11 protein-coding genes are annotated in these 13,473 nt (G+C 67.1%); 9 read left to right on the top strand and 2 right to left on the bottom strand.

Annotated elements, in window-relative coordinates; all coding sequences use genetic code 11:
• The first annotated feature begins 96 nt into the window (after positions 1–96).
• Positions 97–2,565: a PAS domain-containing protein gene (locus tag OMP44_RS03740; protein ID WP_280306523.1), complete on the top strand. Its 2,469-nt coding sequence runs from the start codon at positions 97–99 to the stop codon at positions 2,563–2,565.
• 150 nt (positions 2,566–2,715) lie between these two features.
• A complete protein-coding gene (locus OMP44_RS03735) occupies positions 2,716–3,903 on the top strand; it encodes a BaiN/RdsA family NAD(P)/FAD-dependent oxidoreductase (RefSeq protein ID WP_273862210.1) in 1,188 nt (395 codons plus the stop codon).
• Positions 3,904–3,930: 27 nt separating this feature from the next.
• Here OMP44_RS03735 and OMP44_RS03730 read toward each other — a convergent pair whose 3' ends face one another.
• Both OMP44_RS03730 and OMP44_RS03725 read right to left on the bottom strand, forming a co-directional pair.
• The gene (locus OMP44_RS03730) at positions 3,931–4,932 is read right to left on the bottom strand and encodes a dipeptidase (RefSeq protein WP_280306521.1); all 1,002 of its coding nucleotides are present in this window, start codon (positions 4,930–4,932) and stop codon (positions 3,931–3,933) included.
• Between the two features lie 56 nt (positions 4,933–4,988).
• Positions 4,989–5,249: a hypothetical protein gene (locus OMP44_RS03725; RefSeq protein ID WP_280306520.1), complete on the bottom strand. Its 261-nt coding sequence runs from the start codon at positions 5,247–5,249 to the stop codon at positions 4,989–4,991.
• A 260-nt stretch (positions 5,250–5,509) separates the two neighbouring features.
• Here OMP44_RS03725 and cydP point away from each other — a divergent pair, with 260 nt between their 5' ends.
• The 7 genes from cydP (at position 5,510) to OMP44_RS03690 (ending at position 13,449) form a co-directional block, all read left to right on the top strand.
• Entirely contained in the window at positions 5,510–5,653 is a 144-nt protein-coding gene (gene cydP / locus OMP44_RS03720; protein WP_166655895.1) for a cytochrome oxidase putative small subunit CydP, read from the top strand.
• 33 nt (positions 5,654–5,686) lie between these two features.
• Entirely contained in the window at positions 5,687–7,300 is a 1,614-nt protein-coding gene (locus OMP44_RS03715; RefSeq protein ID WP_280306517.1) for a cytochrome ubiquinol oxidase subunit I, read from the top strand.
• Positions 7,301–7,310: 10 nt separating this feature from the next.
• On the top strand, positions 7,311–8,450 hold the full coding sequence (gene cydB, locus OMP44_RS03710) for a cytochrome d ubiquinol oxidase subunit II (protein WP_280306516.1): 1,140 nt from the start codon (positions 7,311–7,313) through the stop codon (positions 8,448–8,450).
• Positions 8,451–8,475: 25 nt separating this feature from the next.
• Positions 8,476–8,592, top strand: a complete 117-nt coding sequence (cydX, locus tag OMP44_RS03705; RefSeq protein WP_007158843.1) for a cytochrome bd-I oxidase subunit CydX — start codon at positions 8,476–8,478, stop codon at positions 8,590–8,592.
• Positions 8,579–8,875 carry a cyd operon YbgE family protein gene (locus OMP44_RS03700; RefSeq protein WP_133861251.1) on the top strand — a complete coding sequence of 99 codons (297 nt, stop codon included), beginning with the start codon at positions 8,579–8,581 and terminating at the stop codon, positions 8,873–8,875. Before cydX ends, OMP44_RS03700 begins: the two co-directional genes overlap by 14 nt.
• Positions 8,876–9,091: 216 nt before the next feature.
• Entirely contained in the window at positions 9,092–11,053 is a 1,962-nt protein-coding gene (locus OMP44_RS03695; RefSeq protein ID WP_280306513.1) for a methyl-accepting chemotaxis protein, read from the top strand.
• 434 nt (positions 11,054–11,487) lie between these two features.
• On the top strand, positions 11,488–13,449 hold the full coding sequence (locus OMP44_RS03690; RefSeq protein ID WP_273862216.1) for a methyl-accepting chemotaxis protein: 1,962 nt from the start codon (positions 11,488–11,490) through the stop codon (positions 13,447–13,449).
• Positions 13,450–13,473: the final 24 nt, after the last annotated feature.

Raw genomic sequence — 13,473 nt, 5'->3', positions numbered from 1 at the left:
CCTGTGACGAATCCCTCTGGCATCCGTGCCGGAGGCTTCAGACTGTCGCTCGCCATCTTCCCCGTTGCCCGGGCAGGGCACCGTACGAGCGACCCGATGAGCATCCTCACCTCGACTCCAGTCCCCTCGTATGGCCTGACCCAGGACATCGATCTCATCGCCGAGATCGCCGCGGTACCCAAGATCCTGGATGTGGTCTGCCGGATGACCGGCATGGGCTTCGCCGCCGTCGCCCGGGTGACCGATGATCGCTGGATCGCCTGCAGCACCCTCGACCTGATCGGCTTCGGCCTCGAGTCCGGTGGCGAGCTGGAGCTCAAGTCGACCATCTGCGACGAGATCCGCGATCATCGCCAGCCCGTGGTGATCGACGACGTGGCGCAGGACGACTGCTATCGCGACCATCACACGCCGCTGCGCTACGGCCTGCGCAGCTATATCTCGGTCCCCATCGTGCTGGACGATGGCAGTTTCTTCGGCACCCTCTGCGCCATCGACCCCAAGCCGGCCAAACCCAGTAGCCCCGAGATCCTGTCCGCCTTCGAACTCTTCGCTGGCATGATTGCGCTGGAGATCGGCGCCCAGCGCCGCTTTGTTGCCGCCCGCAACGTCCTGCACAGCGAGGGCTTTTCCCGCAGCCTGCTCCAGGCCAGCCTGGACTGCGTCAAGGTCCTCTCCGCCGGGGGTCATATCGAATTCATGAACGCCCAGGGCCTGGAGCTCAACCAGCTGCAGTCCGTCGATCAGGTGATGGGCCGCGAGTACGCCGCGCTCTGGCCCGACGCGGAGGTCGCGAAGATCCGCCACGCCGTCGCGCGTGCCGCTACCGGCCAGACCACCCGGGTCGAAGGTTTCTGCCCCACCGCCCGCGGCGAGCCGCGCTGGTGGGAGGTCTCCTGCTCACCCTTCGTGGTGGCCGGCACCGGCGAGGTGAAGATCGTCTGCATCTCCCGCGACATCAGCAGTCGCATCCTCGCCCAGCAGGCCCAGCAGGCCAGGGTCGAAGCCATCGCGGCGCTCAACGACGAGCTGGAGCGACGCATCTCGGAGCGCACCGCCGAACGTGATCAGATCTGGAACCGCTCCACCGATCCGCTGTGCGTGGCTGACCTCGAGGGCTTCTTCGTCAACCTCAACCCGGCCTGGACGGCGACCCTGGGCTGGTCGCTCGAAGCGCTCAAGGCCCGCCCCTTCCTGACCTTCGTCCACGATGACGATCTCGTCGCCACGCGCCAGGCGTTCCGGGATATCAAGCAGGGCATCGCGCTGGCCAACTTCGAAAATCGCTATCGCCACCGCGACGGGTCCTACCGCTGGTTTTCCTGGAATGCCACGCGCAATGGCGACCTGATCTACGCCACCGTGCGCGACGTGACCCAGCAACGCCAGCAGACGCTGGATCTCGCGGCCGCCGAGGATGCCCTGCGCCAGGCGCAGAAGATGGAAGCCATCGGCCAGCTCACCGGTGGCGTGGCCCATGACTTCAACAACCTGCTCACCGTCGCCCGCACCTCCTGCGACCTGCTCAAGCGCCCCAACCTCAGCGACGCCCGCCGCGAACGCTATCTGGAGGCGATCTCCACCACAGTGGATCGCGCCGCCAGATTGACCGGGCAACTCCTGGCCTTCGCTCGCCGCCAGACGCTGGCTCCCGAAGTGTTTTCCGCCCGGGACAATGTCCTGGCCATGAGCGACATGCTGGAAACCCTGCTCGGCTCGCAGGTCGGCATCGCACTCGAGGTCAGCGACGACCCCTGCCTGGTCTATGCCGACCCCAGCCAGTTCGATACCGCCCTGGTGAACATCGCGGTGAACGCCCGGGACGCCATGAGCGATGCGGGGCGCCTGACCATCAGCGTCGGCACCGTCGCCAGCATTCCGGCCACTGCCACCCAGCCGGCCCTGGCCCTCCCGGCCGTAGTCGTCGCCCTGACGGATAATGGCAGCGGTATCGTCCGGGAGCACCTGGAACAGATCTTCGAACCCTTCTTCACCACCAAGAGAGTCGGCCAGGGCACCGGTCTCGGCCTGAGCCAGGTGTTCGGCTTCATCAAGCAGTCCGGTGGCGAGGTGCGGGTCACCAGCGAGGTCGGTCGCGGCACGACCTTCCACCTCTATCTGCCGATAGCGCCGGCAACCGGACAGCCACCGCCCCTGGATGATGCCGTGGCAACCGCCGATGGCGGCGGGGTCACCGTCCTGGTGGTCGAAGACAATCTCGAGGTCGGCAGCTTCGCCGTCGACCTGCTGAGCGATCTCGGCTATCACGCGGTGCTGGCCGCCAATGCCGAGCGCGCCCTCGCCCTGCTCGCCGACCAGCCTGGCCGGTTCGATGTGGTCTTCTCGGATGTCGTCATGCCCGGCATGAGCGGGCTGGAACTGGCCATCGAGATCAGACGCCTCTATCGCAGCCTGCCGATCCTGCTGACCTCGGGCTACAGCCACGTGCTGGCGACCCATGGCGCCCAGGGCTTCGAGCTGATCCACAAGCCCTACTCGGCGGACGCCCTGTCTCGCCGGCTGCAGGAGATCCTCGCCGAGCGCGAGACGCACCTGACCACCTAGCGCGCGGCTGGCTGGCCGCTACGCCCCGGGGGGGTCGGGCGCGACGGCGTACCGGAACGCGCCGACAGCGGCCCCCCACCCCGCCCTGGCGATCGGGTAACATGCGCCGCCGCGGGCCAGTGGCCCTCTTTCTATCGGTAAGGAGTCGCAGTGTTCGATACCCAGGTCATCATCATCGGTGCCGGCGCGGCCGGTTTGATGTGCGCCCTGAGCGCCGCCGCGCGCGGGCGCCGGGTCCTGGTGCTCGACCACGCCAACAAGGCCGGCAAGAAGATCCTCATGTCCGGCGGCGGCCGCTGCAACTTCACCAACCTCTATTGCGAGCCCGCCAACTTCCTCTCGCAGAACGCGCATTTCTGCAAGTCGGCCCTGGCCCGCTATACCCAGTGGGACTTCATCGCCCTGGTGGCCAAGCACGGCGTGCCCTATCACGAGAAGAAGCTCGGCCAGCTGTTCTGCGACAACAAGGCCAGCGACATCCTCGCCCTGCTGCTGGACGAATGCGAGCGCGGCGGCGTCGACATCCGCCTGGAGACCTCGGTGCAGGAGATCACCCGCCTCGACCCGGGCGGCTATCAGCTGCAGACCAGCCTGGGCCCGGTGCGCGGCGAATCCCTGGTGATCGCCACCGGTGGCCTGTCGATCCCGACCCTGGGCGCCACCGGCTTCGGTTATCAGGTCGCCCGCCAGTTCGGCCATCAGCTGCTGCCGACCCGTGCCGGCCTGGTGCCCTTCACCATCACCGATCCGCAGCTCAAGGAATTCTGCAGCGCCCTGTCCGGCACGGCGGTGGAAGATTGCCGGATCAGCTGCAACGGCCAGAGCTTCGTCGAGAATCTGCTGTTCACCCACCGCGGCCTCAGCGGTCCGGCGATCCTGCAGATCTCCTCCTACTGGCAACCCGGCGACAGCCTCAGCATCGACCTGCTGCCGCACCTCGACCTGGCCCTATGGCTCGCCGAACAGCGCCAGGCGCGCCCCAACAGCGAACTCAAGACGCTGCTCGGCGAGCTGTTCACCAAGAAGATGGCCACCCTGCTCGCCGACAGCTGGTTCCAGTCCAAGCCCCTGAAGCAGTACACCCCCGACGAACTCAAGGCCATCGCCGCACGGCTGCACGACTGGCAACTGGTCCCGGCGGGCACCGAGGGCTATCGCACCGCCGAGGTCACCCTGGGCGGCGTCGACACTCGCGAGGTCTCGTCCAAGACCCTGGAGTCGCTCAAGTCGCCCGGCCTGTACTTCATCGGCGAGGTGCTGGACGTCACCGGCCACCTGGGCGGTTTCAACTTCCAGTGGGCCTGGGCTTCGGGTTATGCGGCGGCGCAGTACGTCTAGGCCAGGGAAAGCGCCTTGCGACTGGATTCAGGTAGCCGAAGACGGCCAGGTCTGGCTCGCGATGCGCAGGAAATTCCCGCCCAGGATGGCGTCGATGTCAGCGGAGGTGTAGCCCCGACCCGTCAGTTGGCTGACCAGTTCAGGCAGCGCCTCGGGTTGCAGCTGGGTATGACCGTGCGGCTGTCCATAGTGGCGTGCCGGCCACCAGTCTTCAGCGTCGACACCAGCGGGAAGGTCATGGTCGGCCGGGCACAGCTCGGTATCCAGTCCGATGCCGATATGCCGGGTCCCGACCCGCTCCGCCAGGTAGTCGATCTGGCGGACATAGCTGGCCACCGAGGCCGAGGGATCGCCCAGAAAGATGCCTAGCCCGGTCAGGCCGATCACCCCATCCTGGTCGGCACAGGCGCGGATCTGCCGATCACTGATCGTCCGGGGATGGTCGTGGAGAGCCTTGATGTTGGTGTGGGAAAAGACCACTGGCCGCGTCGAGACCGCCATGATCTCCAGGCTGGCGCGCTCGCTGGCGTGGGCGCAGTCGAGGGTGATGCCCGCCGCATTGCCGGCCGCCACCACCGCGCGACCCAGCGCCGTCAGACCGCCGCCTGCGCCGTGGCAACCCCCGGCGCAGGCGTTATCGCGGTTGTAGGCGAGCAGCATCTGGCGCACCCCCAGGGAGGCATAGAGCCCGACCATCGCCGGGTCGTCGAGCAGCATGGTCGAGCCTTCGAGATCGAAGGAAACCGCCAGCTTGCCTTGCTCGCGCGCACGCTGCAGGTCGGCCACCGTGCCGACGGGACAGAAGTGCGCGTCGTGCCGGGCCAGCCAGGCGCGAAAGCCGGCGAGGGTGCGCAGCACCGTCGCGAAAGGCGTCATGTCCATGCCGACGTTGAGCGACACGTGATGGAAGCCGGCCTCGTGGTAGCGACTCAAGCCGGACATATCCTGCCCCGGCACCAGTGGCAGGCAGGCATGCGCCTCCCAGCGTAGCGGCTTGAGTCCCGCTTCCCCGGCTGCGACCGTCTGCATCTTCGTCTCCTCTCCACCCGTCTCGAGGGATTCAACATAGCATGCAGACTGGGCCGCTAGCCGAAGGTCACGCCCTGCAACAGCGCCGGATCGACCGCCCGCGCCTGATAGCGCACCGCGGCCTGGCCATAGGCCTGGGGATCGAGCACCTGATCCCAGCGCGCCGGTGCCTGCTGCTGAACCGCCACGACTTCGGCTTGCGCCGGCTTGGGCTGCAGCGCGGCCTGGGCGCGTCTTTCGTTGATCTCGGCAGCCATGGCGGTGTAGCTGGCGGTGCTGAGCAGGGCGAGTGCGGCCATCTTGTTGAAGACGTTCATGGTGGATTCTCCTGTCTTGAACACGGGGGCTGGCGTCGCCGCGGCAGGCGGTCCGGCGTCAGTCACGGTTCCACCTTGCGCCCAGGCGTCTTAACGCTGTCTTAACCCCTCTGAACCCGACCTGAACGGCTGCGACAACCTGCCCCAGGCGCTGGCCACTGGCCAATTGATCTGGATCAGTTTTGCCCAGGGCCAGCAGGCGCATCCTGCAGGCAGTCGCCACTCCGCCCCGGAGCGGCGCCACGGCTCACGAGGTCGCCATGAACGGACGCCTGGTCAAAGAACTCTTGGTCATCCTGCTGATCAAGCTGGCGCTGCTGATGGTGATCAGGAGCCTCTGGTTCAGCGCCCCCACGGTCCCGCCCGACGCCACCCAGGCGGTCAGCGCCCACCTGCTGGACTAGCACCCCTTCCTTTAGCTTGAGGAGATTGCCGGGATGATCTCGGAATCCGTCGTGGACCTGTCACGCCTGCAATTCGGCATGACCGCGCTGTATCACTTCATCTTCGTGCCCCTGACCCTGGGGCTGGTGGTGATCCTGGGGATCATGGAGTCGGTCTATGTGATGACCGGCAGACAGGTCTACAAGGACATGACCCAGTTCTGGGGCAAGCTGTTCGGCATCAACTTCGCCCTGGGCGTCACCACCGGCCTGACCATGGAGTTCCAGTTCGGCACCAACTGGGCCTACTACTCCCACTACGTCGGCGACATCTTCGGCGCGCCCCTGGCGATCGAGGGCCTGATGGCCTTCTTTCTGGAATCCACCCTGATCGGGCTGTTCTTCTTTGGCTGGGATCGCCTGTCCAAGGGTCAGCACTTGCTGGTCACCTGGCTGGTGGCCCTGGGCTCGAATCTGTCCGCCCTGTGGATCCTGGTGGCCAACGGCTGGATGCAGAATCCGGTCGGCGCCGAATTCAACTACGTGACCATGCGCATGGAGCTGGTCGACTTCGGCGCCCTGCTGCTCAACCCCGTGGCCCAGGTGAAGTTCGTCCACACCGTGGCCTCGGGCTACGTCACCGGCGCCATCTTCGTGCTGGCGATCTCCAGCTACTACCTGCTCAAGGGTCGCGACATCGGCTTTGCCCGGCGCTCCTTTGCCGTGGCCGCCGCCTTCGGTACTGCCGCGGTCATCTCGGTGATCGTGCTGGGCGACGAATCCGGCTATCGCGTGGGCGAGGTGCAGAAGGTCAAGCTGGCCGCCATCGAAGCCGAGTGGAACACCGAGGCAGCCCCGGCCTCCTTCACCCTGTTCGGCATCCCCAATCAACAGGAGATGCGCACCGACTATGCGGTGAAGATCCCCTATCTGATGGGCCTGATCGCCACCCGCTCCACCACCGAACAGGTCACCGGCATCAAGGACCTGGTCACTCAATACGAGGCCCGCGTCCGCAATGGCGCCCAGGCCTACGCCCTGCTGGAGCGACTGCGCGCCGGCGATGACTCCGCCGCCACCCGCGCCGCCTTCGACGCGCGCAGGCACGACCTGGGCTATGGCCTGCTGTTGAAGAAATACGTCAACGATCCCGTCACCGCCACCCCCGACCAGGTCCGCCAGGCCGCGCGGGACACCATTCCCGGCGTCGCCAGCCTGTTCTGGACCTTTCGCCTCATGGTCGCCAGCGGCGTGCTGATGCTGGCGCTGTTCATCTGCGCCTTCTGGGCCTCGACCCGGCGCAACGAGCTGAAGAAGCCCTGGCTGCTGAAGTGGGCCCTGTTCAGCCTGCCGCTGCCCTGGATCGCCACCCAGACCGGCTGGTGGGTCGCCGAGCATGGCCGCCAGCCCTGGACCATCAGCGAGGTGCTGCCTACCCATCTGTCGGCCTCGACCCTGGCCGCGGGCGATCTGCTCGGTTCCATCGGCGCCCTGGTGATCTTCTACACCCTGCTGCTGATCGTGGAGATGTACCTGATGATCCGCTTCGCCCGCCTCGGCCCGAGCAGCCTGCACAGTGGTCGCTACTACCACGAACGCGCTGCCCAGGTCGGCGACGCCCTGCGCCAGGCCGCCGTGGGCAGGCCCGCCGCTCCGGCCAACGTCTGAGGAGACCGCCATGTTCGACTATGAAGTGCTCAAGCTCACCTGGTGGGTGCTGATCGGCGTGCTGCTGATCGGCTTCGCCCTCACCGACGGTTTCGACATGGGTGCCATGATCCTGATGCCCCTGATCGGCAAGACCGACAAGGAGCGCCGCGCCGCCATCAACAGCATCGCGCCGCACTGGGACGGCAACCAGGTCTGGTTCATCACCGCCGGTGGCGCCCTCTTCGCCGCCTGGCCGCTGGTCTATGCCACGGCCTTCTCCGGCCTCTACTGGGCGCTGCTGCTGGTGCTCTTCGCGCTGTTCCTGCGCCCGGTGGGCTTCGACTACCGCAGCAAGCTGGACAACACCCGCTGGCGCAGCGCCTGGGACTGGGGCCTGTTCACCGGCAGCCTGGTCCCGGCACTGGTGTTCGGCGTGGCCTTCGGCAACCTCTTCCAGGGTGTACCCTTCCAGCTCGACGACACCCTGAGATCCACCTACAGCGGCAGCTTCTTCGCCCTGCTCAACCCCTTCGCCCTGCTCAGCGGCCTGGTCAGCCTGGCCATGCTCTGCGCCCATGGCGGCAGTTGGCTGATGCTGCGCACCCACCAGGCGCTGGGCGAGCGCGCCCGTCGCGCCACCGGCCTGAGCGCCCTGCTCCACCTCGTCACCTTCGGTCTGGCCGGTGTCTGGCTGGCCTATGGCTTCGACGGCTACGTGCTGGTCAGCCAGGGTGATCCGGGCAGCGCCCTGAATCCCCTGCACAAGGTGGTGACCGCCGGCAATCCGGGCTGGCTGGCCAACTACCATACCCAGCCGCTGACCCTGCTCGCCCCGGTGCTGGCGGCGCTCGGCAGCGTCCTGGCCCTGCTCGGCAGCAGCTGGCGCCAGGCCGGCCTGGCCTTCACCGGCACGTCCCTGGCCATCGTCGGTACCCTCGCCACCGCCGGCTGCGCGCTGTTTCCCTTCGTGCTGCCGTCGAGCCTGGACCCGGCCTCCAGCCTGACGGTCTGGGACGCCGTCTCCAGCCACAAGACCTTGGGCATCATGTTCGTCGCCGCGGCCATTTTCGTGCCGCTCATCCTGGCCTACACCCTGTGGAGCTACGTGCGCATGTGGGGCAAGGTCGATGACCGCTTCATCGACGCCAACCCCCACGGCCTCTACTGATCACCGATCTCAAGGAGACTCCTTCATGTGGTACTTCACCTGGATCCTCGGTGTCCTGCTCGCCGCGAGCTTCGGCATCATCAACGCCCTCTGGCTGGAAAGCACCCGGGAGCTCGATGTCCATGACGATGCCGAGTGCTGAGGCCCTGCCCCGCGTCCACCCACTAGGACGGACGCTGTCCCTGCTGCTGGCGGCGCCCCTGGCGCTGCTGCTGATGATTCACCCGGGCTTGATGCTCGACGCCAGCGGCCACTACAGCCATCCACTGCTGATGGGGGTCATGCTGGGTGTCTCCGCCGGCCTGGTCCATGGCGTCGGTTTCGTGCCGCGGCTCTGGCTGTGGCGCCTGGTGTTCGGGCCGGTGCTGGGCTGGCCGCTGCTGATGCTCGGCTACGTTCTGCTCTTCCAGGCGCAACTGGGCTGATTGACGTCTGACGATAGCGCCCGGCCTTCCCGGGCGCCTTCTTCATCAGCCGCCGTACCGCCTGGCCGCGCTACTCGCGCCGCCTCACTCCCGTGGATGAATAATCTGACTATCAAGGTTCGTCTGCGGGTGCCGACATAACCGGAATCGATCTTGCCCGTGCCGGCTCCTCGCTTGCCGCCGGCGTACCCGCTGAACGCCTCAGAGAATGCCACGATGCTCAGGAATGCCCCCTTAAGTACCAAGCTGCTGCTGATCCTGCTCCTGCCGCTGGCTGGATTCCTGGTGATCTCTGGACTCTACACCGCCGACCGCTACGAAACCTTCAAGGATATGGAGCACACCGTTACCGCCAGCGCCACGGCGCAGCGCATCAGCGCCGTGGTCACCAGCCTGCAGCGTGAGCGGGGCGCCAGCGGCGTCTTCCTGGGCAGCGGCGGCAAGTCGATGCAGGACAAGCTCAAGGCCTTCCGCCAGGACAGCGACCAGGCCCATGGCGCGCTCAAGGCGGTGGCCAGCGGTAGCGATGCCGCTATCCAGAGCCTGCTGCGCGCCCTGGATGGTCTGGCCGATCTGCGCACCAGGGTCGACGCCCTGGCGCTCAACAGCACCCAGTCCGGTGCGGCCTATACCGATCTGATCAAGACACTGATCGGCTACACCCATTCGCTGGAAGCCGGTGTCGACGATCCGGCCATCCTGCGCGCCCTGGGCGCCCTCAACCTGTTCGTCGAGATGAAGGAACGCGCCGGCCGCGAGCGCGTGCTGCTGGGCCTGGCCTTCAACCAGAATCGCTTCGACGCCGGTCTGCTGTCGCGCTTCGCCCGCAACCTGGGCGAATTCTCCGCCTATGCCGACGCCTTCGAGCGCAAGGCCACGCCCGATTTCATCCGCCAGCTCGACGACACCTTCAAGCAACCCAGCGCCCAGGAAGTCAGCCGCCTCCAGCAACTGGCCTTCACCGTCCCCCTGGGCGACGCCCTGGGCGTCAAGCCGGAAGACTGGTTCAACCTGGCCACCCAGCGCATCGATCTGATGGGCAAGGTCGAGGCGGACCTCGGCGCCAGCGTCGGCGCCCAGGCCGAGCAGGCCCGCGCCAAGGCCAGTCGCGACCTCTGGATCACCCTCGGCCTGGTGCTGCTGGTGCTGGTGGCCGTCTCGGCCCTGGCCTGGGTGATCATCCGCAACATCAAGCAGGCGGTCGAGCAGGTCAACGCGACCCTCACCCGCCTCGCCACCCGCGACCTCACCGCCCGCTGCGCCTATCAGGGCCGGGACGAGTTCGGCACCATCACTGGCAACCTCAACCTGATGAGCCAGGAGCTGGGCCAGGTGATCCAGGAGATCGGCGCGGCTACCGTGCAGATCGCCACCGCCGCGGAAGAGGCCTCGGCGGTCGCCCTCCAGACCAGCCAGAACGTCGCCCAGCAGCGTCTGGGCACCGACCAGGTGGCCACTGCCATCGCCGAGATGAGCGCAACGGTCAAGGACGTCGCCCGCAGCACCACCGAAGCCGCCGAAGGCTCGCGCCAGGTAGAGGGCAACACCAGCCAGGGTCGCCGCGAATTGCAGGCCACCATCGGCCTGGTGCAGGGGCTGTCGGTGCAGGCCGAGCGGACCTCGGAGATCATCGGCGAACTCAAGCACGAGAGCGACGCCATCTCCTCGGTGCTGGACGTGATCCGCGGCATTGCCGAGCAGACCAACCTGCTGGCCCTCAACGCCGCCATCGAAGCCGCCCGCGCCGGTGAAGCCGGTCGAGGCTTCGCCGTGGTGGCCGACGAGGTGCGCTCCCTGGCGCAGAAGACCCAGCAATCCACCGGCAGCATCCAGCAGATGATCAGCAATCTGCAGAGCGGCTCCGACCGCGCCACCCAGGCCATGCAGGAGACCCTCGGCCAGGTACAGACCGGTGCCAGCAACGTGGTCCGCGCCGGCGAGCTGCTGGGTGAGATCGCCGAGGGCGTGACCCTGATCAACGACCGCAACATCCAGGTCGCCTCGGCCGCCGAGCAGCAGAGCCAGGTCGCCGAAGAGATCAGCCGCAACGTCAACGACATCAATGACCTGGTGATCCAGGTCAGCGCCGGTGCCGAGCAGACCGCCGTCACCAGTCGCGAACTGGCGCGTCTCGCCGAACAGCAGCAGGCGCTGGTCGGCCGCTTCCGGGTGGCCTGAACCCCCTCCCGGCGCTCGACCGCCAGAGCGGAGGACCGATCCAGGTCCTCCCCGCCATCCCTGCGCTGCAGCCGGCCGTTCCCGTTCTGCGACATCCTCTCCGCGCAGCCCAGTCGCCTGCCGCTGGGCGTCCGCTGCCTTCCTGCCCGTCACTGCCCCGCCTCGCTCACCGCGACCCATCCGGACGTCAGTCGTCTGCGGCGGCCCAGCAGCCGTTCGCGCCGGCACCCGAAGCCTTCTACCGCTCTAGCACGCTACTTGCAGGCGTTTTGAGTGGACCTCCGCAGGCCGCTGCGACCCGGGTATTTCTGCCGTCGATAGCCCACCTTGATCACCTGATCCTTTCGGCCGGCGATGCCTGCGTGGTGACCGCTTCTGGAACTGAACCGTCGCGTCCCAGCAGGCGCGATGGTCCTCTCTCAAAGGACTGACCGATGCTGAAGAACGCCGCCCTGAGTACCAAGCTGCTGCTGATCCTGCTCCTGCCCCTGACGGGTTTCCTGCTGATCTGCGGTCTCTTCCTAACGGAGCGCTACCAGATACTGGAGAACCTGGATCACACCGTGACCGCCAGCGCCACGGCGCAAGGCGTCAGCGCCCTGATCACCCGCCTGCAGCGTGAACGGGGCGCCAGCGGCATCTTTCTCAGCAGTGGCGGCACGGCCCTGCGCGACGACCTGCGGACCTATCGCCAGGACAGCGACCAGGCCCAAGGCGCCTTGCGCGCACTCGCGGCCGGCGACGATGCCGCCCTGCAACCCGTGCTGAAGCTCCTCGACGGCCTGCCCGGTGTGCGCACCACCGTGGACGGCCTGACGATCAGCGGGACCCAGTCCAGTGCCGCCTATACCGAGATGATCCAGGCATTGATCGGCTACAACAGCAAGCTCGAAGCCGAGGTGGCGGATCCGGCGATCAAGCGCGCCCTGAATGCCCTGAATCTGTTCGTCGAGATGAAGGAACGGGCTGGCCGCGAGCGCGCGCTGCTGGGCATAGCCTTCAGCAGGAATCGGCTGGATTTGCCGATACTGGTGCAGATCGCGCGCACGCTCGGCGAATTCACCGCCTATGCCGACGCCTTCAGGCAGAGGTCCGCACCCGAGGTCGTCCAGCGGTTCGACAACATCCTCCAGCAGCCCGCTGCCCTGGAGCTGGCGCAATTGCAGCGGCGTGCGCTCTACACGACGCCGGGCAGACCGCTGAATGTGCAGCCGGACAGCTGGTTCGACCTGGCCACCCGGCGCATCGATCAGTTGGGCACGCTGGAAACGCAACTGGGCGCAGACATCATCGCCACCACCGAGCTGACACGCGCCGGCGCCAGCCGCGATCTCCGCACCACCCTCGGCCTGATGCTGGTATTGCTGCTGGCCGTCTCGGTGCTGGCGTGGTTGGTCATCCGCACCATCAGGCAGGCGGTCGAACAGGTCAACGGCACCCTCACCCGCCTGGCGACCCGCGACCTCAGCGCCCGTTGCGGCTACCAGGGCCGGGACGAATTCGGCACCATCACCGGCAACCTCAATCTGATGAGCCAGGAACTCGGCCAGCTCATCCAGGAGATCGGGGCGGCAACCCTGCAGGTTGCCACCGCCGCCGAAGAGGCCTCGACCGTGGCCATCCAGACCAGCCAGAACGTCGCCCAGCAGCGCCTGGGCACCGATCAGGTGGTCACCGCCATCGCCGAGATGAGCGCCACGGTCAAGGACGTCGCCCGCAGTACCAGCGAAGCCGCCGAGGGCTCGCGCCAGGTCGAGGCCAACGCCCGTCAGGGTCGCCGCGAATTGCAGGCCACCATCGGCCTGGTGCAGGGACTGTCGAGCCAGGCCGAGCGCACCGCGCAGATCATCGTCCAACTCAAGCAGGAGAGCGACGCCATTTCCCTGGTGCTGGACGTGATCAATGGCATCGCCGGGCAGACCAATCTGCTCGCTTTGAACGCGGCCATCGAGGCGGCGCGCGCCGGTGAGACCGGTCGCGGCTTTGCCGTGGTGGCCGACGAGGTGCGCTCCCTGGCGCAAAAGACCCAGCAATCCACCGGCAGCATCCAGCAGATGATCAGCCACCTGCAGAGCGGCGCCGACCGCGCCGCCGAGGCCATGCAGGAGACCCTGGGCCTGGTGCAGACCGGCGCCGGCAACATGCTCCGCGCCGGTGAGTTGCTGAGCGAGATCGCCGAGGGCGTGACCCTGATCAACGACCGCACCATCCAGGTCGCCTCGGCCACCGAGCAGCAGAGCCAGGTCGCCGAAGACATCAGCCGCAACGTCAGCGACATCCATGAACGGGTCATCCAGGTCAGCGCCGGCGCCGAGCAGACCGCCGTCACCAGCCGCGAACTGGCCCGCCTGGCCGAACAGCAGCAAGCACTGGTGGGTCGCTTTCACGTGACCTGATGCAGCCAGCGAGCGGCAGGCCGG

This window comes from Pseudomonas flavocrustae (assembly GCF_029872515.1).
In the GTDB taxonomy this organism is placed as follows: domain Bacteria; phylum Pseudomonadota; class Gammaproteobacteria; order Pseudomonadales; family Pseudomonadaceae; genus Chryseomonas; species Chryseomonas aestiva.
Note: the sequence above shows the minus strand (reverse complement) of the source record. Positions and strands in the feature narration are given on the sequence as shown.